This is a genomic window from Variovorax durovernensis, from assembly GCF_977011995.1.
In genome coordinates this window covers 5,344,651-5,371,222 of the sequence record NZ_CDRNCW010000001.1, presented here as the reverse complement: position 1 = coordinate 5,371,222, position 26,572 = coordinate 5,344,651, and the positions used below count along the sequence as shown (strand labels likewise).

The window sequence follows — 26,572 nt, the reverse complement described above, 5'->3', positions numbered from 1 at the left end:
CGGAGAACGAGGTTGGTGAGGTCAGAAAGTCGCGGCGTTGTTGTCTTCGCGCGCCGAAGCGCACGACTCGCCGTCTCGGAAGGCATGGGGAAGCAGCAGGCTCGAATCGGCCCGCAGCGTGGTGCCGCCGGAGATGGCCTGGATCAGCAACTCGACGCCCTGGCGGCCGATGTCGCTGTTGGGCTGGGTGATGGTGGTGAGCGCGGGCGTGAGGTCTTCGCCGAGCGCAATGCCGTCGAAGCCGACCACGCTGAGGTCCTCGGGCACCGAAACGCCGCTGAGGTGCGCGGCGCGGATGCTGCGGATGGCCAGGAGGTCGTTCGAGCAGATCAGCGCGGTGGGGCGCTGGCGTGCCTGAAGGTGGGGCGCGAGCGCGTCGATGGCGGTCTCGACGAAGGGCACTTCGATCAGCGGCTGTGCGTCGAGGCCGGTGTCGGCCATGCCCTTGAGGTAGCCGCGGTAGCGCTGCTGCGCGCGGTCGGATGCGGCCAGCGTGCCGCTGACCATCGCGATGCGCCGGTGGCCCAGCAGCACGAGCCGGGTGACCGCGTCGGCCACCGCGCCTTCGCTGTCGACCGACACGCAGGGGTGGTCCGCATGGCGGTTGTAGGCCAGCACGTAGGGCACGCCAGCGGCCTGGAGCCGGGGCAGCGTGGCCGAGGTGGAGGGGTTCGACACCACGAGGATCAGCCCGTCGACATTGCCCGCCAGCAGCAGGTGGACGGCGCGTTCTTCCTCGTCGAGCCGGTAGCCGGTGGTGACGGGAATGATCGCGTAGCCGCCCGCGACGGCCGCCCGCGCGATGCCCTGCAGGCACTCGGCGAAGGTCGGGTTCAGCAGCGTGGGGAGCACGATGCCGAGCACGCGGCTGCGTTGCGTGCGCAGGGTGCGCGCACTGGCGTTCGGCAGGTAATTGAGTTCCTGCGCCACGCGTTCCACCAGTTCGCGGGTGGCGGGCGTGACCTTGTCGGGAAAGTTGAAAGCGCGCGAAACCGTGGCCACGGAGACCCCGGCTTTGGCTGCTACGTCTTGAATGCTCATCGTGCGGTGTTCATGTAATCGATTACATTGGACCGCCGCAGTATGACTTTGTTATGACATCGTTCGAAAGCGGGAAAAACCCGAAGGGCTTTGGCGAGGGGTGGACAGCCCCAGGAAGAAGGGGCCCCGCGGGGCCCCTGAGAAAACTTACTTGCCCCGGCGAACCCGCCGGATCTCGTCCAGGATCAGGCAGATAGCCCCGAGGGTGATCGCACTGTCCGCGGCATTGAATGCCGGGAAGTACCAGTTCCCCGCATGGAAGCTCAGGAAGTCGACCACGTAGCCGTGCATCATCCGGTCGACCACGTTGCCGATGGCGCCGCCCAGGATGCAGGCCATGGAGAACGAAAACAGCTTCTGCCCCGCGTGCGACTTCAGCATCCACACGATGAACACCGCCGCCGCCACGCCGATCGCCGTGAACAGCCAGCGCTGCCAGCCCGAATGATCCGCGAGGAAAGAGAACGCGGCCCCCGTGTTGTGCGCACGCACGACGTTGAAGAAGCTCGTCACGTAGGTCGCGTCACCGAGCTTGTAGTAGCCCAGGATCAGCGTCTTGGTGAACTGGTCGATGATCACGATGATCACCGCCAGCCCCAGCCAGGGCCAGATGCTGCCGCCGCGCGAACGCGAGGCCGACATGGAGCGGGCGGCGGCCATCAGGCAAAGCTCCGCGATTCGCCGGCGCCGAACAGGTTGCTGGTGCAACGCCCGCAGATCGTCGGATGCGCCGCATCGTGGCCCACGTCGTCGCGGTAGTGCCAGCAGCGTTCGCACTTCTGCGCGGCGCTCGGCGTCACCACCGTCGACAGCGTCTCGCCGGCCGCCAGCGCGATGGCCGAGGTGATGAAGACGAACTTCAGGTCATCGCCCAGCGTATTCAGCAGCGCGAAGTCGTCGGCCGGTGCCGTCAGTTGCAGGTTGGCCTGCAGCGACGAGCCGACCTTGCCTTCGCCGCGAACCGTCTCGATGTCCTTGTTCACCACGTCGCGGATCTCGCGGATGCGGTTCCACTTGGCGAGCAGGGCCTCGTCGGGCGCGTCGAACTTGCTGTAGGTCTGCGTGAAGATCGATTCGCCCGGCTTGCCGGTGCCCACGAACTTCCATGCCTCTTCGGCCGTGAAGCTCAGGAACGGCGCCATCCAGCGCAGCATGGCTTGCGAGATGTGCCACAGCGCCGTCTGCGCGCTGCGACGTGCCAGCGAGCCCGGGGCCGTCGTGTAGAGGCGGTCCTTCAGGATGTCGAGGTAGAAGCCGCCCAGGTCTTCCGAGCAGTAGATCTGCAGCTTGGCCACCACCGGATGGAACTCGTACACCTTGTAGTGCGCGAGGATCTCGGCCTGGAACTGCGCCGCGCGCGACAGCGCGTAGCGGTCGATCTCGAACAGCTGGTCGAGCGGCAGCGCATCCTTGGTGGCGTCGAAGTCGCTGGTGTTCGCAAGCAGGAAGCGCAGCGTGTTGCGGATGCGGCGGTAGGCATCGACCACGCGCGCAAGGATCTTGTCGTCGCCGGCGATGTCGCCCGAGTAGTCGCTCGCGGCCACCCACAGGCGGATGATTTCCGAGCCCAGCTTGTTGCTGATTTCCTGCGGGTCGATGCCGTTCTTGAGCGACTTGCTCATCTTGATGCCCTTGGCATCGACCGTGAAGCCGTGCGTCAGCAGGCCGCGGTACGGCGCGCGGTCTTCCAGCGCGCAGGCGATCAGCAGCGACGAGTGGAACCAGCCGCGATGCTGGTCGTGGCCTTCGAGGTACAGGTCGGCTTCCGGCCCCGTGTCGTGGTGCACCGTGGGGTGCGTGCCGCGCAGCACGTGGGAGAAGGTCGAGCCCGAGTCGAACCACACCTCGAGGATGTCGGTGCTCTTGGTGTAGTGCGGCGCATCTTCGGCGCCGAGGATTTCCTCGACCGTGACGCGGCTCCAGGCCTCGATGCCGCCCTTCTCGACGATGTCGGCGGCCTGGTCGAGGATTTCCATGGTGCGCGGATGCAGCTCGCCCGAATCCTTGTGCAGGAAGAACGGGATCGGCACGCCCCAGCTGCGCTGGCGGCTGATGCACCAGTCGGGCCGGCCGGCGATCATGTCGTGCAGGCGCGCGCGGCCGTTCTCGGGGTAGAAGCTGGTCTGCTCGATGGCGTCGAGCGCGGTCTGGCGCAGCGTCTTGGGCGCCTTGTCCTTGGTGAACACGCCTTCGCCCTCGTCCATGCGCACGAACCACTGCGCCGCGGCGCGGTAGATCACCGGCGTCTTGTGGCGCCAGCAGTGCGGATAGCTGTGGGTGATGGTCTCGGTGGTCAGCAGGCGGTTGGCATCGCGCAGCGCGGCGATGATGACCGGCACGGCCTTCCAGATGTTCTGGCCGCCGAACAGCGGGAAGTCGGGCGCGTAGCTGCCGTTGCCCTGCACCGGGTTCAGGATGTCGTCGTACGCCACGCCGTGGGCGATGCAGGAGTTGAAGTCGTCCACGCCGTAGGCGGGCGAGGAGTGCACCAGGCCCGTACCGTCGGTGGCGGTGGCGTAGTCGGCCAGGTACACGGGCGACAGGCGCCTGTAGCCGGCGTCCACGTCATACAGCGGATGCTCGAATTCGAGGCCGCCCAGCTTCTCGCCCTTGACCGTGGCCAGCACCTTGCCGTCGAGCGCATAGCGCGTCATGCACATCTCGACCAGCGAGTTGGCAAGGATGAGCAGGCCGCGCTCGGTGTCGACCAGCGAGTACTCGAGCTCGGGGTTGAGGTTGATCGCCTGGTTGGCCGGGATGGTCCACGCGGTGGTGGTCCAGATCACGGCGAAGATGTCGCCGAGGATCGTGTGGTCGGTGCCGAAGGCCTTGAGCACCTTCTCGCGCTCGTGCGCCTTGAAAGCGACGTCGATGGTCTGGCTCTTCTTGTCGGCGTATTCGATCTCGAATTCGGCCAGCGAGGAGCCGCAGTCGAAGCACCAGTACACCGGCTTCAGGCCGCGGTAGACGAAGCCGCGCTCTATGACGCGCTTGAACGCGCGCAGTTCGCCGGCCTCGTTGGCGAAGTCCATGGTCTTGTAGGGATGGTCCCATTCGCCCAGCACGCCCAGGCGCTGGAAGTCGGCCATCTGCTGGGCGATCTGCCCGGTGGCGAAGGCGCGGCTCTTGGCCTGCATCTCGTCGCGGCTCAGGTTGCGGCCGTACTGCTTTTCGATGGCGTTCTCGATCGGCAGGCCGTGGCAGTCCCAGCCGGGCACGTAGAGCGCGTCGTAGCCTTCGAGCTGGCGCGCCTTGGTGATCATGTCCTTGAGGATCTTGTTCACCGCATGGCCCATGTGGATCTGGCCGTTGGCGTACGGGGGACCGTCGTGCAGGATGAACTTGGGCGCGCCGTGGCGGGCGTCGCGCAGGCGGTGGTAGCGGCCTTCGTCGTTCCATTCCTTCACCCAGCCCGGTTCGCGCTTGGGCAGGTCGCCGCGCATCGGGAAGGGGGTGTCGGGCAGGTTCAGCGTGGAACGGTAATCTTTGGGGGAAGCAGCGTCAGACATGTTGGGGTGCGAAGCAGAAGGCTTCTAGGGGGCTTCGACAGGCTCAGCCCGAACTGCATGAAGCGTGTCGGTGCGGAAGGTATAGCCGTTCGCCCTGAGCTTGTCGAAGGGCGGCAGCACGGGGCGTGCAGGGCTAAATTCGGTCGCGCGTGGTCTGGCGGTGGGTTTCGGCGTGGGTGGAGGCAAAGAACGCGCGTGCGTCGCGCCCATCCTTCGCGATGCCCGCAGTGAGGGCCTCGAGGCTGGTGTAGCGCAATTCGTCGTGCAGTTTGTGCAGGAGTTCCACGCGGACGATTTTACCGTAGGCCCCTTCGGTACCCAGATGCGAGGGCCACTCCAGGCAATGGGTTTCCAGCAGAACCCGCCCGCCGTTGACGTCGTTGGCGTCCAGCGAGGGGCGCACGCCCAGGTTCGCCACGCCTGGCAGGGGCTGGTCGGCCAGGCCGTGGACCAGCACCGCGAAGATGCCGCTGGCGGCCGGTTTCCAGTGCTTGAAGCGCAGGTTGAGGGTGCGAAAGCCGTCGTCCAGGCCTGGTGCCGAGGCCCCCAGCGCGCGGCCGAGCTTGCGGCCATGGACCACGTGGCCCGAAATCGTGTAGGGCCGCCCGAGCAGCGTCTGGGCGTCGGCCATGCGGCCTTCGGCCAGTGCTTCGCGCACGGCGGAGCTGGAAACCCGCAGGCCGTGTACTTCATAGCTGTTCATGCGCGCCACGTCGAAGCCGCGGGCGTCGCCTGCCGCGTCGAGCATGGCGTAGTCGCCGGCCCGCTTGGCGCCGAAGCGGAAGTCGTCGCCCACTAGTACGTAGCGCGCGCCCAGTCCGTCGACCAGCACGTTCTGGATGAATTCTTCCGGCGTCTGGGATGCCAGCCGGCTGTCGAAGGGCAGCACGATGGTCTGCGCCACGCCGCAGGCGGCCAGCTCGCTGAGCTTGTCGCGCAGCGTGCCGATGCGCGCCGGCGCCAGGTCAGGTTTCCTGGTGAGCGCGGCGAAATAATCGCGCGGGTGGGGCTCGAAGGTGAGCACGCAGCTCGGCAGCCCGCGCTGGCGGGCCTCGGTCTGCAAAAGCGCGAGCATGGCCTGGTGGCCACGGTGCACGCCGTCGAAATTGCCAATGGTGAGGGCGCAGGCGGGGGCTACGCCCGGGTGCCGGAAGCCGCGAAAAACCTGCATCGGTGAGTATCTTTTTGATAGCGCCTTTCGCCCGTCAATTGGGCGAATCAGGCCGATTTGTCACAAAGCCGGTATATTGTGACGCAGTGCGTTGATTGGCGTGGGTCTCCAACGCGCTCCGTGTCCCTGGTCTTTCCGTGTTCTCTCCCTTTTCGAGGAGGCGTGTGTGAAGGTCTTGAAGCTGTCGGCCCAAGGGCTGCCCCAGTCATGGATTTCGCTGGAACAGGCGGTGATCCACTATGCGGCGGACGAAGTTCGCTGGGAGGTGGGCGCGCAGGTGGCTGTGTTCCGTGGCGGCCACAACGCCATCACGGGCGAGCAATCGCAGATCGCGATCAACAGCATCATCGGCACCAAGGGCGTGCCGCGCATCAATCCCTTCACTCAGCGGCCGGGGCTGACCAACAGCAAGCTGTTCTCGCGCGACCGCAACGTCTGCGCCTACTGCGGCGGGCACTTCCATGAAGACGAGCTCACCCGCGAGCACATCATTCCCTTTGCCCAGAAGGGCATCGACACCTGGATGAACGTGGTCACGGCCTGCAAGCCGTGCAACCACCGCAAGAGCAGCCGCACGCCCGAGCAGGCCGGCATGCCGCTGCTTTACGCGCCGTACGTGCCCAGCCTCTGGGAAGACTTCATCCTGTGCAACAGGCGCATCCTGGCCGACCAGATGGAGTTCCTGATGGCGCACCTGCCGCAAAGCTCGCGGCTGCACGACACCTAGCTTCAGCGTTTCCAGGAAGGCGGGCGCTTCTCGATGAAGGCCTGAACGCCTTCGAGCGCGCCTTCGTCCATCATGTTGCAGGCCATGGTCTGGCTGGCGTCGGCCAGGGCGGCCTCGATGCCGGTTTCGAGCTGGCGGTAGAACAGGGCCTTGCCCAGCGCCAGCGCCTTGCGGGGCTTGGCGACGATGCTGGCCACCAGCGCTTCGACGGCGGCGTCGAGTTCCGCGGGCGCCGCCACCTGGTTGACCAGCCCCTTCTCGCGCGCCTCTTCCGCGCCAATGAATTCGCCAGTCACGAGCATCTCGAATGCTTCCTTGCGCCCGAGGTTGCGCGACAGCGTCACGCTCGGCGTGGCGCAGAACAGCCCCACGTTCACGCCGCTGACCGCGAAACGGGCTTCGCTCGACGCCACCGCCAGGTCGCACACGGCGACCAGTTGGCAGCCCGCCGCGGTCGCGACGCCGTGCACGCGCGCGATCACCGGCACATCGAGCTTCTGGATCGACAGCATCATCGCCCCGCAGCGTTCGAACAGCTGCTGGTAGTACCCAAGGGAGGGCTCCGCGCGCATTTCTTTCAGGTCATGCCCGGCGCAGAAGGCCTTGCCGGCCGCCGCGATGACGACGGCGCGCACGCCCTCGTCGCCCGCGATGTCGCCCAGCGCCTCTTCCAGCGCGCCCAGCATGCCTTCCGACAGGGCGTTGAAAGAGGCCGGGCGGTTCAGCGTCAACGTGACCACGCCGCGCGCGTCGCGCGACTGCAGCACGAAGGGGGCGGCGGGGTCGGTCATGGCGGGTGCCTTTTCAGTAGGTCAGCTCGAGCACCGTCACGTGTTCCTGGGCTGCCGGCCACGTCAGGCCGGTGATGCGCTCGCCGTTGAATTCGCCGGTCACAGCGCGTGGCGCGCCGCCGCCTTCCAGGCGCAGCCTGGAGGTGGCCACGCCCGCGCCCTTGGGTGGCACGCCGGGTGGCGGGCTCTTGCCGTCGAAGCGCATGGTGTCGCGCTGGGCATCGAAATACCCGCGCGGACGCGTGAAGACGACGACCGAGCTCGCGCCGTTGTCGGCCGGCGTGACGCGTTCCGGCCGCAGGTGCACGAAGCTGCCGCTGCGCGGAAAGGAGCTGCGGTAGATGTGCGTGGTGCCGTAGCCCGGTGCGCTCAGGACGAATTCATAGGAGGTGTCGCCGCGTGCGTTGAACGGGCCCCAGCGGCCATCGGCGCCGACCGACTTGGTGTGCACGGCCTCGCCGCGCCGCGCGCCGGTTGCCGGGTCCACCGCATAAATCGTTACCTGCGCGCCATTGAGCGCGAGGTTTTCGGCGCCGATCGCCCGGCCGTCGAGCACGACCTTCGTGTCAGGCACCACGGCGGTGGTGCGCGGTGCTTCTCCGCTCAGGAATTGCCATGTGGCCGCGAATGCCGCGGGCGAGAACGAAGTCTCGCGGTGGTCCACGCGCGGCAGCACGACGTTGTTCGCGCCTTTGAGCGCAGGGCCGTCGAAGCCGATGTTGGTCGGCTTGCCGGGGGCGCCGATCCACACGCCGTCGGGCTGCGCGTATTTGTCGTTGTTGTCGGAGCGCAGGGTCATCCACTTCACGCCCGGCGTGACTTCCTGGCCGTCCGGGCCTTTGGGCGCATTGAGCTGCTGCATGAAACCCGACAGCCCCGAGAACTCGTTGTTCTCGCGGAAACCCTTCACCGCCCAGATGCCGTGCGCGGGGTTGCCGCCCAGCACGACGTGGCTCACCACGGCCGCGCCACCACCGTTCTGCACGTAGTTGCGGATGGTGTTGCCGCCGCGCGAATTGCCGATCAGCACCACCTTGGAAGCGCCCGTGGCCTTCAGCACCTTGTCGACCTGCGCCTTGAGGAACACCGCCGATTCGGCCGTGGAGCTGCGTCCGGGCTGGGCCACGGCATCGTCGTCGCGCGCGAGGGGGTTCGGCTGGTCGAAGGCAAACAGCCGGTCGGCCGGCCAGCCGTTGGACTCGAAGCGCCAGATCGTCGTCTGCCAGAGCGCCGCCGAATCGCCGTTGCCGTGAACGAACACGATGGGCGGTCGCTCGGCATACGACGGCGAGGGCGACGAAGAGGTGGCGCAGGCGGTCAGCACGGCGGTGGCGGCGGCCCCGATGACGGCCATGGCTAGGAGGGTGCGGCGGGAGTGCATGTTTCGTTCCTGGGGCTGGAGTCCACGTGAAAACGCCCGACGGCGCGAGGCAGGCGGGCGTTGGATGCTATCGGAACACCGTGAAACCGGCGTTGCCGGGTCGCAGGTGTCGCCGTCGTTGTCAGGCGAAGACGCCGGCGGTGTCCTGCATGCGGGCCGACACTTCACCCAGGTGATGCAGCGTGTCGCCGAAAGTCAGCTCGAGCTGCGTGAGCTTGCGGAAGTAGTGGCTGCCGATGTACTCGTCGGTCACCCCGATGCCGCCGTGCAGCTGCACCGAATTCGCCGCCACGTAGCGCATCGACACGCCGAGCTGGTACTTGGCGCGCGCCAGCGCCTGGCGGCGTTCGTCGGCCGGGGCGTTGAGCTTGAGCGTCGCGTAGTAGCTCATCGATCGCGCGAGTTCGAGCTGCATCTTCATGTCGGCGACACGATGGCGCAGCGCCTGGAAGGTCGAGATGGTCACGCCGAACTGCTTGCGCTGGTTCATGTAGTCGACGGTGAGAGCCACGGTCTTGTCCATCACCCCCACCGCTTCGGCGCAGGTGGCGGCAATGCCGACGTCCACCGCGTATTCGAGCGCTGCCAGGCCGTCGAGCGTGACCAGCGTGGCATCGGCCTTGTCGAACACCACTTCGGCCGCGCGGCCGCCGTCCTGCGTGCCGTAGCCGCGGGCTTCGACGCCGCTGGCGCTGCGCTCGACCAGGAAGAGGGCGATCTTGCCGTCGACCTTGGCGGGCACGAGGTAGGCGTCGGCTTCGTCACCGACCGGCACCACGCTCTTGGCGCCGTTCAACGACCAGCCGTTGCCGCTCCTGGCGGCGTGGGCGTCGCACACGTCCAGGCGGTAGCGCGCCTTGCGCTCCTGGTAGGCCAGCACCACGATGGCCTGGCCGCCGGCGATGCGCGGCAGCCAGCCTTCCTTGGTGCCCGCGTCGGCATAGCCGCCGAGTACCGCGCCGGCGATCAGCGTCTGCGCGAAGGGCTCCAGCACGATGCCGCGGCCGAGTTCTTCCATGACGACCATGCCGGCCACCGGGCCCATGCCCAGGCCACCGTCGTCCTCGCTGATGTACAGGCCGCCCAGGCCGAGTTCGGCCAGCTCGTCCCAGGCTTCGCGCGAGAAGCCGCCCTTGGCCCCGATGCCGCGGCGGCGCTCGAAGTCATAGCCCTTGTCGACCCACTTGCGAACGGCGTCGCGCAGTTGTTCCTGGTCGTCGGAAAAATTGAAATCCATGTTCGTGTCTCCTCAGCCCAGAACCGTCTGCGCGACGATGTTGCGTTGCACTTCGTTCGAACCGCCGTAGATGGTGGTCTTGCGCATGTTGAAGAAGGTCGACGTCAGCGGCGCGAGCGCCGGGTTGCCGCCCGGGAAGTTGCCTTGCCAGCCGGCTTCCATCGCTTCGCGGATCAGCGGCAGGGAATAGGGTCCGCCGGCCAGCATCATCAGTTCGCTGTAGCGCTGCTGGATCTCGCTGCCGCGGATCTTGAGCAGGCCGGCCACGTCGAGCGAGTTCTTGCCGGAGGTCGCAGCGGAGAGCACGCGCAGCACCATCATCTCGAGGGCGACGATGTCGACCTCGAGCTTTGCAATCTCGTCGCGGAAGCGCTGGTCTTCATACACGCCTTCGCTCTTGGCGATGCGCTTCAGGCGCTCGAGTTCGCGCTTGGCGCGGTTCACGTCGGCGATGTTGGTGCGCTCGTGCGAGAGCAGGTGCTTGGCGTAGGTCCAGCCCTTGTTCTCTTCGCCGATCAGATTCTCGGCGGGCACTTCGACGTTGTCGAAGAACACCTCGTTCACTTCATGGCCGCCGTCGAGCAGCTTGATCGGGCGCACGGTGACGCCGGGCGACTTCATGTCGAGCAGCAGGAAGCTGATGCCGGTCTGGGGCTTGCCCTCGTTGCTGGTGCGCACGAGGTTGAACATCCAGTCGCCGTACTGGCCGAGCGTGGTCCAGGTCTTCTGGCCGTTGACGATGTACTTGTCGCCTTTGCGCTCTGCCTTGGTCTTGACCGAGGCGAGGTCGGAACCCGAACCGGGCTCGCTGTAGCCCTGGCTCCACCAGACTTCACCGCTGGCGATGCCGGGAAGAAAGCGTTTCTGCTGTTCGGCATTGCCGAAGGCCATGATCACCGGTGCCACCATGACTGGGCCGAACGGAATGATGCGCGGCGCGCCGGCGAGGGCGGTTTCTTCCTCGAACAGGTGGCGCTGCACGGCAGTCCAGCCCGGGCCGCCGAATTCCTTCGGCCAGCCGTAGCCCAGCCAGCCCTTCTTGCCGAGGATCTTGGCCCAGCCTTGCAAATCGTCGCGCGTGAGCTCCAGCGCGTTGTGCACCTTGTGCGAAATCTCTTGGGGAAGGTTTTCTTTGACCCAGGCGCGAACCTCTTCGCGGAACTTCTGTTCTTCGGGTGTGAAGCTCAAATCCATGCGTGCCTCGCTGTGTTGATCGGTTCACCGCAGACGCGGTGTGTCTCCGGAGTCGTGAGTTTTAGCACGGTCGTGCTGTGAAACGGTGTCCGCGTCGCGACAAGCACGGCGCGGATAATCCCGCCTCCCATGAAGAACATCGTGATCCTGATCTCCGGCGGCGGCTCCAACATGGCGGCCATCGTGCACACCGCCGAGCGCGACCGCTGGGCCGAGCGCTTCGGCGCCCGCATTGCCGCGGTCATCAGCAACAAGGCCGAGGCCGGCGGGCTGGCCATTGCCCGTTCGCACGGCATCGACACCGCCGTGGTGCCGCACAAGGAGTTTGCGACCCGCGAGGCTTTCGACGAGGCCCTGGCGACAGCGGTGGACGCTCATTCGCCCGCGCTGGTGGTGCTGGCCGGGTTCATGCGCATCCTGACGCCCGGCTTCGTCGGGCGCTATGCGGGGCGGCTGATTAATATCCATCCCTCGCTGCTGCCCGCGTTCCCGGGGCTCCACACCCATCAGCGCGCCATCGAGGCGGGCTGCAAGGTGGCCGGCGTGACCGTCCACCAGGTGACGACCGAACTCGACCACGGCCCGATCCTGGCGCAGGCCGTGGTGCCGGTGCTGCCCGACGACACGGCCGCCACCCTGGCTGGCCGGGTGCTGGCGCAGGAGCACCTGTTGTATCCACGAGCGATCGCAGGATGGCTGGCTGATACATCGAGTCACAACCCTTGAAGTTGTTTTATATTCGCGGGTTTTGGGGAGTTCGAAGTGAAAACAAAATCGCTGCTGCTGACCGTTGCCGGCGCCGTCGCCCTGCTCGCGGGCTGCGCCGCCCCGGCCCCCGCACCCGCGCCGGCACCCGCCGCGCCCGTGCCACCCCCGGCACCGGTCTATCAGTGCAACGCCGATGGTGCCCGCTTCGCGGTCGGCCAGCCGCTGACGCCGCAGCTGGAAGCCGCAGCCCGCGTGCGCGCCGGAGCCGGCGTGGTGCGGGTGCTGAAGCCCGGCGAGGCAGCGACGACTGAACTCAACGGCGGACGCCTGAACCTGGACGTCGACGCGCGCAACCGTGTGACCGAGGTCCGCTGCGGCTGACGCGCTCATCCAGAGACGGCCCGGGCCGGGCCGTACTGGCTAGATCGGTGTGAATCTCCGCTGCGGCACGCCGTCGATCTCGACGGTCTCGCCGAACATGGCGGCAGGGCGGACCCAGAGTCCGTGGGCTCCATACAAGGCGCGGTACAGCGTCATCGGCTCCAGGGTCTCGCTGTGGCGGACGGTGCCGAGCACCTCGTATTCGCCGCCCTTGTAGTGGCGGTAGCGCCCGGGAGGTGTTTCGATCAGGGGAGGGAGGTCGTCGTCGTTGTTCAACGGGGCTTCTTTCTTTAAAAACTGTCGTGGCTTGATTTGACGGGAGTCGGATGGATCGCGCTGATTTTGTTCACCTGGTTCGACTGAGCGAGCATGCCAGCGCGGACGACAGTGCGCGCTATCGGCGCAGCGTGGCGGCCTTCGCCGCGCTCGGCTACCTGTGGGTGCTCGGCTGCCTGGGGCTCGCGGTAGGCCTCATCGCCTGGGTGCTGTTGCCGGTCCGCGAAGAACGCTTCACCTTCACCCGCGGCTGGCTGCTGCTGTTCGCAGGCGGCCTGCTCTGGGCCACGCTGCGCGCGCTGTGGGTGCGCTTCGACGAACCCGAGGGCGTGGAACTGCAGCGCGACGACGCGCCCGCGCTCTTCGAGGCGCTCGACCGCATCCGGGCCAGGATCAAGGGGCCGCCGGTCCACCACGTCTACCTGGACGACGAATTCAACGCCAGCATCCGCCAGGTGCCCCGTTTCGGGCTGTTCGGCGGCGCCGTCAACTCGCTGAACGTCGGCCTGCCGCTCTTGATGATGCTCGACCGCCGGCGGCTGCTGTCGGTGCTGGCGCACGAATACGGCCACCTGCGCGGCAATCACGGCAAGCTGAGCGCCTGGATCTACCGTACGCGGCTGTCGTGGCTCAAGCTCGATGCCAGCCTGCAGCGCGACGAGGGCGTGATGGCGCTGGTCTCGCAAGCCTTCTTCCGCTGGTACTTTCCACGCTTCGCGGCCAAGACCTTCGCGCTGGCCCGCCAGGACGAGTACGAGGCCGACCGCATTTCCGGCCGGCTGCTGGGTACCTCGGTGGCCGCCGCGGCGCTGACCGAGATCGCGATCAAGGGCAACTGGTACGCCAACGAGTTCTGGCCCTGGCATTGGGCGCGCGCCGAGCGCGAGCCGCTGCCGCCGGGGCCGTTCGCCGCCCTGCGCAAGCGGGTGCGCACGCCGCCGGCCGACGACTTCGCGCGCCAGGCGCTGCGCGAGGCGATGCGCCGCGTGAGCGACCTGGAGGATACCCACCCGGTCCTGCGAGACCGGCTGGAGGCCCTCGAACAGAAGGCGGCCTTGCCCGAGTGGTCGACGCGCCCGGCGCTGGAACTGCTGGCGGACCGGAAGAAGTGGATCGAATACTTCGACAACCGCTGGTGCCGGGCCCACGCAGCCGACTGGAAGCAGCATCACGCCCACCGTGCGCGCATCCGCGAACGCATCGACGTGCTGGCTGCGCGCGGTGAGCGCAACACGCCGGACGAAATGGTCGAATGGGCCGATTCCGAGCGCCGGCTCAACCCCTTGGCGCCGGTGCGAATCCGCTATGAGAACGCCTTGCTGATCGCGCCCGAGCATCCCGGCGCGCTGCGCGGGTTGGTCCAGATGCTGCCCGCGAGCGACCGCGCAGCCCGGCTGGTGGTGCTCGAGCGGCTGCACGGTTCCGGCGCGGCCAGCCGCTGGTGGGCCGCCAAGAGCGCCGTGGCCTCGCTCGAAGACCCGGACGCCGGGCCGCACGACGAGACGGCGCTCAAGCTGTGGCGCGGCCGGCTCAAGGACGCGGAGGAAGCCGAGGCGCGTGCCTGGGAAGAAATCACGGGTACGCCGTTTTTCAGCCAGATATCGCGGCATGACCTGAACGACTACGAACTGGGCGAACTGCGCGCCGACCTCGTGCGCTGCCTGCCCGCGTCGCGGGCATGGCTGGTGCGCAAGAACCTTCGGGAATTTCCGTGGCGCCGTGCGTATGTCGTGTTCGTCGAACTACCCGGGCTGGACGACGAAGACCGCTGGCACATGTGCCGCCAGCTGGAGCAGACGCTCACTTTGCCCGGCGCCACGCTGGTGCTGTGGGCGGGCCATTCGCCCACGTTGGAAGACATCGAGCGCGAGGCTTTCGGTGTCGTCTGGGCGCGCAGCGCATAGCCCTTCGGTCCGAGGGTCCGGCTGGCTGAGACAATCGGGGTATGCACCCCAAAGCCCTGTTGGAGGCCACCGCCGATCTGGTCGGCCTTGTCCTGAAATTCGATCACCCGGCCGATCAGGTCGTTTCGCGGTTTTTCCGCGACCACCGTGAGTTCGGCCCGCGCGAGCGCGCGACGCTCGCCGAAACCGTCTACACCGTGCTTCGCAAGAAGCTGCTGTTCGACCATCTTTCGCCCTCGGGCACCGGCTCCAAGGAGCGCCGCATGGCGATCCTCGGCTTCTACGGCCCGCGCGATTTCCTGAAAAGCGCGCTCAACGACACCGAGAAGCGCTGGCTCGACAACTGCGACGCAGTGAAGCCCGACGACCTGCTCGAGCGCCATCGCCACAACCTGCCGGAATGGCTGGTCGCGCCGCTCAAGGCGCAACTTGGCGACGGCTTCTGGCCGCTGGTCGAGAGCCTGCAGCAACCGGCGCCGCTCGACCTGCGCGTCAATGCGCTGACCGACAAACGCGCGGACGTGAAGGCTGAGCTTGGGAAGGCTGCTATCAAATCGGAAGCAACGCCGTTCTCGCCCTGGGGCTTGCGCATCGAGGGCAAGCCGGCGCTGACCAAGCTGGACGCCTTTGCCCGCGGCGCCATCGAGGTGCAGGACGAAGGCTCGCAACTGCTGGCGCTGCTGCTGGACGCCAAGCGCGGCGAAATGGTGGTCGATTTCTGTGCCGGCGCCGGCGGCAAGACGCTGGCCATCGGCGCGACGATGCGCAACACCGGCCGGCTCTACGCCTTCGATACGTCGGCGCACCGGCTCGACGCGCTCAAGCCGCGGCTGGCGCGCAGCAAGCTGTCGAACGTGCACCCGGCCGCCATTGCCCACGAGCGCGACGACCGCATCAAGCGCCTGGCGGGCAAGATCGACCGCGTTCTGGTCGATGCGCCTTGCTCGGGGCTGGGCACGCTGCGGCGCAATCCGGACCTGAAATGGCGTCAGTCGGCCAAGGCGGTAGAGGAATTGACGGTCAAGCAGACCGCCATCCTGCAGAGCGCGGCGCGGCTGGTGAAAACGGGTGGGCGTCTGGTTTACGCCACATGCAGCGTGTTGCCGGAGGAAAACGAGGCCATTGCCGAGGCTTTTGGCGCCGCGAACCCGGATTTCGTGCCTGTGGACGCCGCCGAACTGCTCCAAGGGCTCAAGGTCGAGGGTTTCGAGGCCCTGTGTGCAGGCGGGGAGGGCGGCCGGCGCTACCTGCGGCTGTGGCCGCATCGCCATGCAACCGACGGTTTCTTCGCCGCCGTATGGAACCGTAAATAGGGATTGCACTCCAAACTAGGGTTAATCTGCGTATTTCTTGAAGGTTTAAAGGGCTTGTTCTAGGCCCTCGCCTTTAAAATCGCCTGTTATCTGAAGGCTGCACCTTCGTGTGGCCATGGAGTACCTGACTCAATGTTGCTTCCTGACTCCGCCGTTTTGAACGCGGCCATCGAATGGCTCGGACACGGCCTGTGGGACATCGCATGGTGGCAAGTCGTGCTGTACACGCTCGTCACCACGCACATCACGATTGCCGCGGTCACCATCTTCCTGCACCGGACGCAGACGCACCGGGCCATGGATCTGGGCCCTGTTCCCTCGCATTTCTTCCGTTTCTGGCTCTGGATCGGCACCGGCATGGTGACGAAGGAATGGGTTGCCATTCACCGCAAGCACCACGCCAAGTGCGAAACCCAGGACGACCCGCACAGCCCGCAGGTCAAGGGCATCGACGAAGTGCTCTGGCGCGGCGCCGAACTCTATCGCGCCGAATCCAAGAACAAGGAAACGATGGAGCGCTACGGTCACGGCACGCCCGATGACTGGATCGAGCGCAACCTGTATTCGCGTTACAGCTGGCAAGGCGTGGGCCTCATGCTGATCCTGAACCTGGCGCTGTTCGGCACGCTCGGCATGGCCGTGTGGGCTGTCCAGATGCTGTGGATTCCCATCACCGCCGCCGGCATCATCAACGGTATCGGCCACTACTGGGGCTATCGCAACTTCGAGGCGCCCGACGCCAGCCGCAACATCATGCCCTGGGGCCTGATCATCGGCGGCGAAGAGCTGCACAACAATCACCACACCTACCCGACCTCGGCCAAGTTCTCGGTCAAGAAGTACGAGTTCGACATCGGCTGGATCTACATCCAGGCGCTGCAGAAGCTGGGCTGGGCGAAGGTCAAGAAGGTGCCGCCGAAGATGCTGATGGGCGACATCCAGCCCGTGGCCAATGAGAAGACGCTCGAAGCCGTCATCGCCAACCGATACGAAGTCATGGCCGGCTATGCGCGCGAAATGCGCCGCGCTACCAGCCAGGAACTGGAAGCGCTGAAGACCAAGGGTGCCGACCTGTCGGTGCTCAAGGCCGCCAAGCGCTGGCTGCACCGGGACGACGACAAGGTGCCAGCTTCGGCCCGCACGCACGTCTCCCAAGCCCGTGCTGCGCACCCAGTGCTGGACAAGATGGTCACCATGCGCGAAGAGCTGCGTCAGCTCTGGCTGAACACCTCGCAGTCGCGCGAGCAACTGGCAGCCGATCTGGCGGCCTGGTGCCACCGTGCGGAAGCCAGCGGCATTGCCGGCCTGCGTGACTTCTCGACGCGCCTGCGCGCAGCGCGCGCTTAATAGAAGCTCCCTGCTCAAATCAAAAAGCCGACCTCCGGGTCGGCTTTTTTGTGTCCGTAAATTGCGAATCGGCGGGCAACAAAAAACCCGCTGGGTAAGCAGCGGGTTCTTGTCTTGGAAAACCAGGGCTGAATTACTTCAGCTTGATTTCCTTGTATTCGACGTGCTTGCGCGCCTTGGGGTCGAACTTCATGATCGACATCTTTTCAGGCATCGTCTTCTTGTTCTTGCTGGTCGTGTAGAAGTGGCCGGTACCCGCGGTGGATTCCAGCTTGATCTTTTCGCGTCCGCCTTTGCTCGTTGCCATGATTCAGCTCCTTAAGCTTGGCCGCGTGCGCGCAGGTCTGCGAGCACGGCGTCGATACCGTTCTTGTCGATCAGGCGCAGTGCAGCGCTCGAAACGCGCAGGCGAACCCAGCGGTTTTCAGTCTCGACCCAGAAACGGCGATATTGCAGGTTCGGCAGGAACCGGCGCTTGGTTTTGTTGTTGGCGTGGGAAACGTTGTTTCCGACCATCGGGCCTTTGCCCGTTACGTCGCATACGCGTGCCATGTGGACACTCTTTCTTGAACAGCTGGCACCGGCGCAATCGTGGCGATTGCAGGTGTTTTGCAGCTTGACCTCGCCAGAAACGGGTGGCGGTACCCCGACTTTGCCGCGACTCGTGAGAGAGCCCTGTTTCGGCAAAGCCTTGGATTATAGCCCTTTTGGGCAACCAGCCGCTCAGAGCGTGCCGTCCTGCTCCAGGAAGCGCTGTGCGTCGAGTGCCGCCATGCAGCCGGTGCCCGCGCTCGTGATGGCCTGGCGGTACACGTTGTCCTGCACGTCGCCAGCGGCGAAGACGCCCGGAATGCTGGTCATCGTGGCGAAGCCCTGCAGGCCGGAGCGGGTCAGGATGTAGTTGTCCTTCATTTCCAGCTGACCCTGGAAGATGTCGGTGTTGGGATGGTGCCCGATGGCGATGAAGCAGCCCTTCAGGTCGATCTGCTCGGTGGCGCCGGTCTGCGTATTCTTGATGCGGATGCCCGTCACGCCGGTGTCGTCGCCCAGCACCTGGTCGAGTTCGCTGTGCAGCTTCAGCACGATCTTGCCTTCGGCGACCTTTTCCTTGACCTTGTCGATCAGGATGGGCTCTGCGCGGAACTTGTCGCGGCGATGCACCAGCGTCACCTTGTTGGCGATGTTGGCGAGGTAGAGCGCTTCCTCGACGGCGGTATTGCCGCCGCCGATCACGCAGACCTCCTGCTCGCGGTAGAAGAAACCGTCGCAGGTTGCGCAAGCGGAGACGCCACGGCCCATGAACTTCTGTTCCGAATCGAGGCCCAGGTACTTCGCCGAAGCACCCGTGGCGATGATCAGCGAGTCACAGGTGTAGGTGCCGCTGTCGCCGGTCAGCGTGAACGGGCGCTTGCTCAGGTCGACCTTGTTGATGTGGTCGAACACGATCTGCGTCTTGAAGCGCTCTGCATGCTCCAGAAAGCGCTGCATCAGCTCCGGTCCCTGCACGCCATGAACGTCGGCCGGCCAGTTGTCGACCTCGGTGGTGGTCATCAGTTGGCCGCCCTGGGCGATGCCCGTGATGAGCAGCGGCTGCAGGTTTGCGCGGGCTGCGTAGACGGCGGCGGTGTAGCCGGCGGGGCCGGAGCCGAGAATCAAAACCTTGGCGTGTTGAGGAGCGGACATGAGTAGAAAACCTAGGATATACGCTGATTCAGCGTGTACATTTTCAGGGTGGTAGCGATATATATGGAGTATCACCGCCCGGTTCAACACCGGGTGAACGGTGTTTTCAATGCGCGCGATTGTAGTAATCCATTGGCTTGCCTTTTGGACCGCTCCGCGTGCTGTAGCAGGGATTGATAAATGTCGATGCTGTCCAACCTCGAATTGCTTCGGCGCGTTCCATTGTTCGCGTCGCTGACGGCCACGCAGTCCGCCAGCATCGCGGACGCGATCATCAAGAAGCGCTTCAAGCGCGCCGAAGTCGTCGTGGAGCAGGGCAAGAAGTCCGATGCGCTCTACATCATCCTGACCGGGCGTGCCCGCGTCACCAGCGCCGATAGCCGCGGCCGCGAGGTCATCCTGGCCACGCTGCATCCCGGCGACTACCTCGGCGAGATGAGCCTGATCGACGACGAGCCGCACTCGGCCACCGTGCGCACCGAGATCCAGTGCGACGTGCTCATGCTGGGCCGCGACGCCTTCGCGCGCTGCCTGCCCGAGAACTCCTCGATGGCCTACAACATCATGCGCGGCCTGGTGCAGCGCCTGCGCCACGCCGACCGCAAGATCGAATCGCTGGCTTTGATGGACGTATACGGCCGCGTGGCCCGCTCCCTGCTCGAGTTCGCCATCGAAGACGGCGCGGGCAACCTCAAGGTGCGCGACAAGATCTCCCGCCAGGACCTGGCGAAGATGGTCGGCGCCTCGCGCGAAATGGTGAGCCGCGTCATGAAGGACCTCGAAGAGCGCGGCTTCGTGCAGACCCTGGACGACGGGTCGATGATCGTCAAGGAACGGCTCCTGTCCCTGGCTTGAGCTTCCGGGGCCGGGTCCGCTGCGGGCGGCTCCGGCCTTTTGTTGTAGTGTTCGTGTGTCCGGCCCCCGATTTTCTGGACCGGGTGCCGTGTTTTTCATGACCTATTCGCTCAATACGCTTCAATCTTCCTCTGCCGCCGATGGGCAACCCGTGCGCACGCGCGCCATGCGCTTCGCCCACGAAATCACGCTGATTGCAGGATTCGCAGCGCTGTTGTTCTGGCTGCTTTCAATGCTGAGCTTCACGCTTTCCGATGCCGCCTGGTCGACATCGGGCACTGGGGGCGAAATCAAGAACTGGGGCGGCCGTTTCGGCGCCTGGCTGGCCGATGGCAGCTACTTTGCCGCGGGCTATTCCGTGTGGTGGTGCCTTGCAGCCGGGCTGCGCGCCTGGCTGTCGTCGCTGGCCAGCTGGCTGCGCGGCGGCGAACCGACCTCGGCGGCCGAGCAGGCTCCGCGCGGCCGCTTCAACCGCAGCCGCCTTGCCTTCTGGTTCGGTCTCGCGCTGCTGCTGTGCGCGAGTGCGATGCTCGAATGGTCGCGCTTGTACCGTCTCGAAGGCCACCTGCCGGGCGGTGCCGGCGGCGGCGCGATCGGTGCCCTGGTGGGCCCGGCCAGCGTGCGCTGGCTTGGCTTCACCGGCTCGGCGCTGGTGGCCATTGCCGGCGGCGTGATCGGTTCGGCGCTGGTGTTCCGCTTCTCGTGGAGCCTGATCGCCGAGCGCATCGGTGCACGTGCCTACTCGCTCTTCGAGTCGCGCCGCGAGAAGCGCGAAATGGCCGCCGACATTGCCATGGGCAAGCAGGCCGCTCGCGAGCGCGCAGAGGCCGACGAGCCCGCGTTCACGCGCGGCGGCGACACGGCGGACAGGGGCGGCGAGCCGTCCATGTCCTCCGCGTCGGCCGCCTTCGCCGACGACGAGGACGAAATCCGCATCGAGCCGCGACCCAAGCGCCGCGTTCCGTCGCCGCCCGTGCAGATCGAGCCCGCGATGACCGAGGTGCCCAGGAGCGATCGCGTCGTCAAGGAGCGCCAGAAGCCGCTCTTCAAGGAACTGCCCGACAGCAAGCTGCCGCAGGTCGACCTGCTCGACGCCGCGCAGGCGCGCCAGGAAACCGTCTCTTCCGACACGCTCGAGATGACCTCGCGCATGATCGAGAAGAAGCTCAAGGACTTCGGCGTCGAGGTGCGCGTGGTGCTCGCTTCGCCGGGCCCCGTCATCACGCGCTATGAAATCGAGCCTGCCACCGGCGTCAAGGGCTCGCAGATCGTCAACCTCGCGAAGGACCTCGCGCGTTCGCTCTCGCTGGTGTCGATCCGCGTGGTCGAGACCATCCCTGGCAAGAACTACATGGCGCTCGAACTGCCGAACGCCAAGCGGCAGTCGATCAAGCTCAGTGAAATCCTGGGCTCGCAGATCTACAACGAAGGCAAGTCGATGCTCACCATGGGCCTCGGCAAGGACATCATCGGCAACCCCGTGGTGGCCGACCTCGCGAAGATGCCGCACGTGCTGGTGGCCGGTACCACCGGCTCGGGCAAGTCGGTGGGTATCAACGCGATGATTCTTTCGCTGCTCTACAAGGCCGAGGCACGCGACGTCCGCCTGCTGATGATCGACCCGAAGATGCTCGAAATGTCGGTCTACGAAGGCATCCCGCACCTGCTGGCGCCCGTGGTCACCGACATGCGCCAGGCGGCCCACGGCCTGAACTGGTGCGTGGCCGAGATGGAGCGCCGCTACAAGCTCATGAGCAAGCTCGGCGTGCGCAACCTGGCGGGCTACAACACCAAGATCGACGAAGCCAAGGCGCGCGAGGAGTTCATCTACAACCCCTTCAGCCTGACGCCCGACGATCCGGAACCGCTCAAGCGCGAACCGCACATCGTCGTGGTGATCGACGAGCTGGCCGACCTGATGATGGTGGTCGGCAAGAAGATCGAAGAGCTGATCGCCCGTCTCGCGCAGAAGGCGCGCGCCGCCGGCATCCACCTGATTCTTGCCACGCAGCGCCCCAGCGTCGACGTGATCACCGGCCTGATCAAGGCCAACATCCCGACCCGCATCGCGTTCCAGGTGTCGAGCAAGATCGACAGCCGCACCATCCTCGACCAGATGGGCGCCGAAGCACTGCTCGGCATGGGCGACATGCTCTACATGCCCAGCGGCACCGGCCTGCCGATCCGCGTTCACGGCGCCTTCGTGAGCGATGAGGAAGTGCACCGCGTGGTGGCTTACCTCAAGAGCCAGGGCGAGCCCGACTACATCGAGGGCGTGCTCGAAGGCGGCACGGTCGATGGCGACGGTGACGGCGACATGCTCGGCGGCGGCGATGCCGAGAAAGACCCGATGTACGACCAGGCGGTCGAGGTCGTGCTCAAGAACCGCAAGGCCAGCATTTCGCTGGTGCAGCGCCACCTGAAGATCGGCTACAACCGTGCCGCCCGCCTGGTCGAGGACATGGAAAAGGCCGGACTCGTCAGCGCCATGAGCGGCAGCGGGCAGCGCGAAATCCTGGTGCCGGCGCGCGCGGCGGAATAATTCGCAGGGACGAACCGGTATTTCAGGTTACGGGCTGAAAGGAAATTTGCAAAAAGCCATCCGGCATTGCAAATCTTCATCAAGACCTACACCTGCCGCAATTCGTGGCGGGTAGGGTCGAAGTTCAGTGCCACGTCCCGTGCCACAGCCCAAAAAGCTATTGCGAGGAATTCAAATTGAAATTGCGTCATTGGCTATTGATCGGCCTCGTGTGTTCCGCCAACGCGTGGGCGGGCGGGCTCGAAAGCCTCGAAACCTTCGTGAAGACGGTCAAGTCCGGCCGTGCCGATTTCACCCAGACCGTGACCGCGCCGTCGCGTGAAGGCCAGCCGGGCCGCACAAAGACATCGACCGGTACCTTCGAATTCCAGCGTCCTGGCAAATTCAAGTTCGACTACCAGAAGCCCTTTGCGCAGAGCATCGTGGCCGACGGCAAGACGCTGTGGCTCTACGACGCCGACCTGAACCAGGTCACGCAGCGCGCACAGGCTCAGGCATTGGGCTCCACGCCCGCTGCGCTGATTGCCGCCGCGCCCGACCTGAAGGCGCTGCAGGCCGATTTCGCGCTCGAGGCCACGCCCGACCGTGACGGCCTGCAATGGGTCAAGGCCACGCCGAAGAACAAGGACGGCCAGTTGCAGAGTGTGCAGGTGGGCTTCCAGGGCGACGCGCTCGCGGCGCTCGAGATTCTCGACAGCTTCGGCCAGCGTTCGGTGCTCAAGTTCAGCAAGGTCGAAGTGAATCCGTCGTTGCCGGCCGGCGTGTTCGATTTCAAGGCTCCTGCTGGCGCCGACGTCGTCAAGCAGTAAGCCGGGACGCACCACAGGTTTGGCCACGAGCGCGCATCAACCCCTCGCCGAGCGCCTGCGTCCGCGCACGCTTGGCGAAGTGATCGGCCAGCAGCATCTGCTGGGGCCGGGCATGTCGCTGCGTATCGCGTTCGAGTCGGGCCAGCCGCATTCGTGCATCCTCTGGGGGCCGCCCGGCACTGGCAAGACCACCATCGCGCGGCTCATGGCCGATGCCTTCGACGCGCAGTTCCTCAGCATCAGCGCGGTGCTCGGCGGCGTGAAGGACATCCGCGAAGCCGTGGACCTCGCCACCGCAGCCCGCGACGGGCTCACGCAGCAACGCACCATCGTCTTCGTTGACGAAGTGCACCGCTTCAACAAGAGCCAGCAGGACGCGTTTCTGCCGCATGTGGAGTCGGGCCTTTTCACTTTCATTGGCGCGACCACCGAGAACCCGTCGTTCGAGGTCAACTCCGCTCTGCTCTCGCGTGCCGCCGTGTACGTGCTGCAGTCGCTCAACGAAGGCGACCTCAAGCAGATCGTGACGCGCGCGCAGGGCATCCAGGCCGTGCCCGCCATCGATGCCACGGCAGTCGACCGCCTCGTGGCCTATGCCGACGGCGATGCACGCCGGCTGCTCAACACGCTCGAAACACTGGCTGTCGCGGCGCGCGCCGAGAAGCTCTCGAACATCTCCGACGAATGGCTGCTGCGTGTGCTGGGCGAGCGCATGCGGCGCTACGACAAGGGCGGCGAGCAGTTCTACGACACCATCAGCGCGCTGCACAAATCGGTGCGCGGCAGCGACCCCGACGCTGCGCTCTATTGGTTCGTGCGCATGCTGGACGGCGGCGCCGACCCGCGCTACATGGCTCGCCGGCTGGTGCGCATGGCGAGCGAAGACATCGGCCTGGCCGACCCGCGCGCGCTGCGCCTCGCGCTCGACGCAGCCGAGGTCTACGAACGACTGGGTACCCCCGAAGGCGAACTGGCGCTTGCCGAGTGCGTGGTCTACCTCGCGATCGCGCCCAAGTCGAACGCGGTCTACAAGGCCTACAACGCAGTGCGCGCCCTCGTGAAGAAGGACAGCACGCGCCCGGTGCCCATGCACCTGCGAAATGCACCCACCAAGCTCATGAAAGAGCTCGACTACGGCAAGGGTTACCGCTATGCGCACGACGAGGAGGGCGGTTTCGCCGCCGGCGAGCGCTACCTTCCCGACGGCCTGGAAGGCCAGGTTTTCTACGAGCCGGTCGATCGCGGACTCGAGATCCGCATCGGCGAAAAGCTCCGGGAACTGCGTCGCCTGAACGCTGAAGGCAACGACTGATACGGTCTTGCAACATGCGCGCAAGCCGTGCATGAACTCACGCACATACAGCATGAGGTGAGCGGGTAAACCCCGGTCAACACGCACCAAATCAGCGCTGGCGCGTGACTACAATCCCGCCCACAAATCCGCCGGCGACACATGTTGGCTGGTTTTTTGCTTATCAAGCTGGGGGCGCCAAACCGGTGCCCCGGTGGGTGAATGGCACCCCGCAACGGTGCAACACATAGGGAACGAGATATGGACATTTTGCTGCAGCAGATCATCAACGGTCTGGTTCTCGGCAGCATGTATGCCTTGATAGCCTTGGGCTACACCATGGTGTACGGCATCATCAATCTGATCAACTTTGCGCACGGAGAAGTATTAATGGTGGGGGCTCTGACGAGCTGGACCATCATCGGCCTCATGAAGGACGGCATGCCCAACACACCGGGCTGGCTGGTTCTGCTCATTGCCCTGATCATTGCCTGCATCGTCGCGGCAACCCTCAATTTCGTGATCGAGAAAGTGGCCTACCGGCCCCTGCGCAACAGCCCCAAGCTCGCGCCGCTGATCACCGCCATCGGCATGTCGATCCTGCTGCAGACGCTGGCGATGATCATCTGGAAGCCGACCAACAAGGCCTATCCCAACCTGCTGCCGACCGACCCCATCCACGTGGGCGGCGCGGTGATCTCGCCCACGCAGGTGATGATCCTCAGCGTCACGGCGTTCTCGCTCGTGGTGCTCATGTGGCTGGTCAACTACACCAAGCTCGGCCGCGCGATGCGCGCCACCGCGGAGAACCCGCGGGTGGCGGCCCTCATGGGCATCCGCCCCGACATGGTCATCTCGGCCACCTTCATCATCGGTGCCGTGCTTGCGGCCATCGCCGGCGTGATGTACGCGTCGAACTACGGCATCGCGCAGCACGCGATGGGCTTCCTGCCCGGCCTGAAGGCCTTCACCGCCGCGGTGTTCGGCGGCATCGGCAACCTCGCGGGCGCGGTGGTCGGGGGCATCCTGCTGGGGCTCATCGAGGCGATCGGCTCGGGCTACATCGGCACCATCACCGGTGGCGTGCTGGGCAGCAACTACAGCGACATCTTCGCGTTCATCGTGCTGATCGTCATGCTCACCCTGCGTCCGTCCGGCCTGCTCGGCGAACGCGTGGCGGACCGTGCGTAAGGAGCGAGACATGAAGAACAGCAAGAACCTCGCGCTCTACATCATCGGCGCCATCGCCGTGCTCGCCCTGCCGCTGCTGCTGCAGATGCAGGGCAACGCATGGGTGCGCATCGCCGACATCGCTCTGCTCTACGTGCTGCTGGCACTGGGCCTGAACATCGTGGTCGGCTATGCCGGCCTGCTCGACCTGGGCTACGTGGCCTTCTTCGCGGTGGGTGCCTATCTCTTCGCGCTCATGGGCTCGTCGCACCTGACCGAGACCTTCCCGTGGTTCGCGCAGATGTTCCCGAACGGCATGCACACCTCGCTGCTGATCGTGATACCGCTGGCGCTGGTGGTGGCGGGCTGTCTGGGCGTGCTGCTGGGTGCGCCTACGCTCAAGCTGCGCGGCGACTACCTCGCCATCGTCACGCTGGGCTTCGGCGAAATCATCCGCGTGTTCCTGAACAACCTGGACCAGCCCGTCAACATCACCAACGGGCCCAAGGGCATCACGGCCATCGACTCCATCAAGTTCTGGGGCCTCGACCTCGGCAAGGCATGGAAGTTCGACGGCTTCACGATCTCCTCGGTGTCGCTGTACTATTACCTGTTCCTGGCGCTCGTGGTCGCGACCGTGATCATCTCGCACCGCCTGCAGACCTCGCGCATCGGCCGCGCCTGGATGGCCATCCGCGAAGACGAGATCGCCGCCAAGGCCATGGGCATCAACACCCGCAACATGAAGCTGCTGGCCTTCGGCATGGGCGCGAGCTTCGGTGGCGTGTCGGGCGCGATGTTCGCGGCCTTCCAGGGCTTCGTGTCGCCCGAGTCCTTCAGCCTGATGGAGTCGGTGATGATCGTGGCCATGGTGGTGCTCGGCGGCATCGGGCACCTGCCCGGCGTGATCCTGGGCGCCGTGCTGCTGGCAGCGTTGCCCGAGGTGCTGCGCTACGTGGCCGGTCCGCTGCAGGCTGCCACCGACGGGCGCCTCGATGCGTCCATCCTGCGCCAGCTGTTCATCGCGCTGGCCATGATCATCATCATGCTGGTGCGCCCGCGCGGCCTGTGGCCGTCACCGGAGCATGGCAAGTCCCTGACGAAGAAGGGCGGCGTGCCCGTCGACCCGACCCATGCTGCGGTGGCCCCGGGCTCGCTGCAGACCCATGCACCGGGCATCGATACGCCCGCCGACGAGCTGCCGGGTGCGGCCTCGCGTCCCATGTCGATCAATCCGTGAAC

At 65.8% G+C, this 26,572-nt stretch carries 24 protein-coding genes; 12 read left to right on the top strand and 12 right to left on the bottom strand.

Features of this window, described 5'->3' with window-relative positions; genetic code table 11:
* Window positions 1-21 precede the first annotated feature (21 nt).
* The 4 genes from ACWV14_RS25530 to ACWV14_RS25515 form a co-directional block, all read right to left on the bottom strand.
* Complete coding sequence (locus tag ACWV14_RS25530) at window positions 22-1,041, bottom strand: LacI family DNA-binding transcriptional regulator (protein WP_454904372.1); 1,020 nt, start codon at window positions 1,039-1,041, stop codon at window positions 22-24.
* A gap of 147 nt (window positions 1,042-1,188) precedes the next feature.
* Window positions 1,189-1,701 carry a signal peptidase II gene (gene lspA, locus ACWV14_RS25525; RefSeq protein ID WP_422087950.1) on the bottom strand — a complete coding sequence of 171 codons (513 nt, stop codon included), beginning with the start codon at window positions 1,699-1,701 and terminating at the stop codon, window positions 1,189-1,191.
* A complete protein-coding gene (gene ileS, locus ACWV14_RS25520) occupies window positions 1,701-4,550 on the bottom strand; it encodes an isoleucine--tRNA ligase (protein ID WP_454904371.1) in 2,850 nt (949 codons plus the stop codon). Before ileS ends, lspA begins: the two co-directional genes overlap by 1 nt.
* Before the next feature lie 133 nt (window positions 4,551-4,683).
* Window positions 4,684-5,721 carry a bifunctional riboflavin kinase/FAD synthetase gene (locus ACWV14_RS25515; RefSeq protein ID WP_454904370.1) on the bottom strand — a complete coding sequence of 346 codons (1,038 nt, stop codon included), beginning with the start codon at window positions 5,719-5,721 and terminating at the stop codon, window positions 4,684-4,686.
* Between the two features lie 166 nt (window positions 5,722-5,887).
* Here ACWV14_RS25515 and ACWV14_RS25510 point away from each other — a divergent pair, with 166 nt between their 5' ends.
* Window positions 5,888-6,448, top strand: coding sequence for an HNH endonuclease (locus tag ACWV14_RS25510; protein WP_454904369.1), 561 nt, complete (start codon window positions 5,888-5,890; stop codon window positions 6,446-6,448).
* 2 nt (window positions 6,449-6,450) lie between these two features.
* On the opposite strand, the gene ACWV14_RS25505 is transcribed toward ACWV14_RS25510, so the two are convergent.
* The 4 genes from ACWV14_RS25505 to ACWV14_RS25490 all read right to left on the bottom strand — a co-directional run bounded on the left by ACWV14_RS25505 (window position 6,451) and on the right by ACWV14_RS25490 (window position 11,051).
* Entirely contained in the window at window positions 6,451-7,239 is a 789-nt protein-coding gene (locus ACWV14_RS25505; protein WP_454904368.1) for an enoyl-CoA hydratase, read from the bottom strand.
* Between the two features lie 13 nt (window positions 7,240-7,252).
* Window positions 7,253-8,620, bottom strand: coding sequence for an alpha/beta fold hydrolase (locus ACWV14_RS25500; RefSeq protein WP_454904367.1), 1,368 nt, complete (start codon window positions 8,618-8,620; stop codon window positions 7,253-7,255).
* A gap of 121 nt (window positions 8,621-8,741) precedes the next feature.
* Window positions 8,742-9,857: an acyl-CoA dehydrogenase family protein gene (locus tag ACWV14_RS25495; protein ID WP_454904366.1), complete on the bottom strand. Its 1,116-nt coding sequence runs from the start codon at window positions 9,855-9,857 to the stop codon at window positions 8,742-8,744.
* 12 nt (window positions 9,858-9,869) lie between these two features.
* On the bottom strand, window positions 9,870-11,051 hold the full coding sequence (locus ACWV14_RS25490) for an acyl-CoA dehydrogenase family protein (protein ID WP_422087943.1): 1,182 nt from the start codon (window positions 11,049-11,051) through the stop codon (window positions 9,870-9,872).
* A gap of 129 nt (window positions 11,052-11,180) precedes the next feature.
* On the opposite strand from ACWV14_RS25490, the gene purN reads away from it, so the two are divergent.
* Both purN and ACWV14_RS25480 read left to right on the top strand, forming a co-directional pair.
* Window positions 11,181-11,777, top strand: a complete 597-nt coding sequence (gene purN, locus ACWV14_RS25485; protein WP_454904365.1) for a phosphoribosylglycinamide formyltransferase — start codon at window positions 11,181-11,183, stop codon at window positions 11,775-11,777.
* A gap of 36 nt (window positions 11,778-11,813) precedes the next feature.
* Complete coding sequence (locus tag ACWV14_RS25480) at window positions 11,814-12,140, top strand: I78 family peptidase inhibitor (RefSeq protein WP_454904364.1); 327 nt, start codon at window positions 11,814-11,816, stop codon at window positions 12,138-12,140.
* A gap of 39 nt (window positions 12,141-12,179) precedes the next feature.
* Here ACWV14_RS25480 and ACWV14_RS25475 read toward each other — a convergent pair whose 3' ends face one another.
* The gene (locus ACWV14_RS25475; RefSeq protein ID WP_454904363.1) at window positions 12,180-12,416 is read right to left on the bottom strand and encodes a DUF1653 domain-containing protein; all 237 of its coding nucleotides are present in this window, start codon (window positions 12,414-12,416) and stop codon (window positions 12,180-12,182) included.
* Between the two features lie 50 nt (window positions 12,417-12,466).
* On the opposite strand from ACWV14_RS25475, the gene ACWV14_RS25470 reads away from it, so the two are divergent.
* The 3 genes from ACWV14_RS25470 (at window position 12,467) to ACWV14_RS25460 (ending at window position 16,980) form a co-directional block, all read left to right on the top strand.
* A complete protein-coding gene (locus tag ACWV14_RS25470; protein WP_454904362.1) occupies window positions 12,467-14,320 on the top strand; it encodes a M48 family metalloprotease in 1,854 nt (617 codons plus the stop codon).
* 41 nt (window positions 14,321-14,361) lie between these two features.
* Window positions 14,362-15,633, top strand: coding sequence for an RsmB/NOP family class I SAM-dependent RNA methyltransferase (locus ACWV14_RS25465; protein ID WP_454904361.1), 1,272 nt, complete (start codon window positions 14,362-14,364; stop codon window positions 15,631-15,633).
* A 132-nt stretch (window positions 15,634-15,765) separates the two neighbouring features.
* Window positions 15,766-16,980 carry a DesA family fatty acid desaturase gene (locus tag ACWV14_RS25460; protein WP_422087937.1) on the top strand — a complete coding sequence of 405 codons (1,215 nt, stop codon included), beginning with the start codon at window positions 15,766-15,768 and terminating at the stop codon, window positions 16,978-16,980.
* A 133-nt stretch (window positions 16,981-17,113) separates the two neighbouring features.
* Here ACWV14_RS25460 and rpmG read toward each other — a convergent pair whose 3' ends face one another.
* The 3 genes from rpmG to trxB form a co-directional block, all read right to left on the bottom strand.
* On the bottom strand, window positions 17,114-17,287 hold the full coding sequence (gene rpmG / locus ACWV14_RS25455; RefSeq protein WP_007830291.1) for a 50S ribosomal protein L33: 174 nt from the start codon (window positions 17,285-17,287) through the stop codon (window positions 17,114-17,116).
* A gap of 11 nt (window positions 17,288-17,298) precedes the next feature.
* Window positions 17,299-17,532 carry a 50S ribosomal protein L28 gene (gene rpmB, locus ACWV14_RS25450; protein WP_007830293.1) on the bottom strand — a complete coding sequence of 78 codons (234 nt, stop codon included), beginning with the start codon at window positions 17,530-17,532 and terminating at the stop codon, window positions 17,299-17,301.
* 171 nt (window positions 17,533-17,703) lie between these two features.
* Window positions 17,704-18,663, bottom strand: a complete 960-nt coding sequence (gene trxB / locus ACWV14_RS25445) for a thioredoxin-disulfide reductase (protein ID WP_081265744.1) — start codon at window positions 18,661-18,663, stop codon at window positions 17,704-17,706.
* Window positions 18,664-18,843: 180 nt separating this feature from the next.
* On the opposite strand from trxB, the gene ACWV14_RS25440 reads away from it, so the two are divergent.
* The 6 genes from ACWV14_RS25440 (at window position 18,844) to ACWV14_RS25415 (ending at window position 26,570) form a co-directional block, all read left to right on the top strand.
* Window positions 18,844-19,518 (top strand): Crp/Fnr family transcriptional regulator, encoded by a 675-nt coding sequence (locus tag ACWV14_RS25440; protein ID WP_125947661.1) that lies wholly within the window; start codon window positions 18,844-18,846, stop codon window positions 19,516-19,518.
* A gap of 97 nt (window positions 19,519-19,615) precedes the next feature.
* Window positions 19,616-22,060: a DNA translocase FtsK gene (locus ACWV14_RS25435; protein WP_454904360.1), complete on the top strand. Its 2,445-nt coding sequence runs from the start codon at window positions 19,616-19,618 to the stop codon at window positions 22,058-22,060.
* A 176-nt stretch (window positions 22,061-22,236) separates the two neighbouring features.
* Window positions 22,237-22,869: an outer membrane lipoprotein chaperone LolA gene (lolA, locus tag ACWV14_RS25430; RefSeq protein WP_454904359.1), complete on the top strand. Its 633-nt coding sequence runs from the start codon at window positions 22,237-22,239 to the stop codon at window positions 22,867-22,869.
* A gap of 19 nt (window positions 22,870-22,888) precedes the next feature.
* Window positions 22,889-24,181: a replication-associated recombination protein A gene (locus ACWV14_RS25425; protein WP_454904358.1), complete on the top strand. Its 1,293-nt coding sequence runs from the start codon at window positions 22,889-22,891 to the stop codon at window positions 24,179-24,181.
* A gap of 240 nt (window positions 24,182-24,421) precedes the next feature.
* On the top strand, window positions 24,422-25,351 hold the full coding sequence (locus ACWV14_RS25420) for a branched-chain amino acid ABC transporter permease (protein ID WP_081265749.1): 930 nt from the start codon (window positions 24,422-24,424) through the stop codon (window positions 25,349-25,351).
* A 10-nt stretch (window positions 25,352-25,361) separates the two neighbouring features.
* Window positions 25,362-26,570: a branched-chain amino acid ABC transporter permease gene (locus ACWV14_RS25415; protein WP_422087934.1), complete on the top strand. Its 1,209-nt coding sequence runs from the start codon at window positions 25,362-25,364 to the stop codon at window positions 26,568-26,570.
* Window positions 26,571-26,572 lie beyond the last annotated feature (2 nt).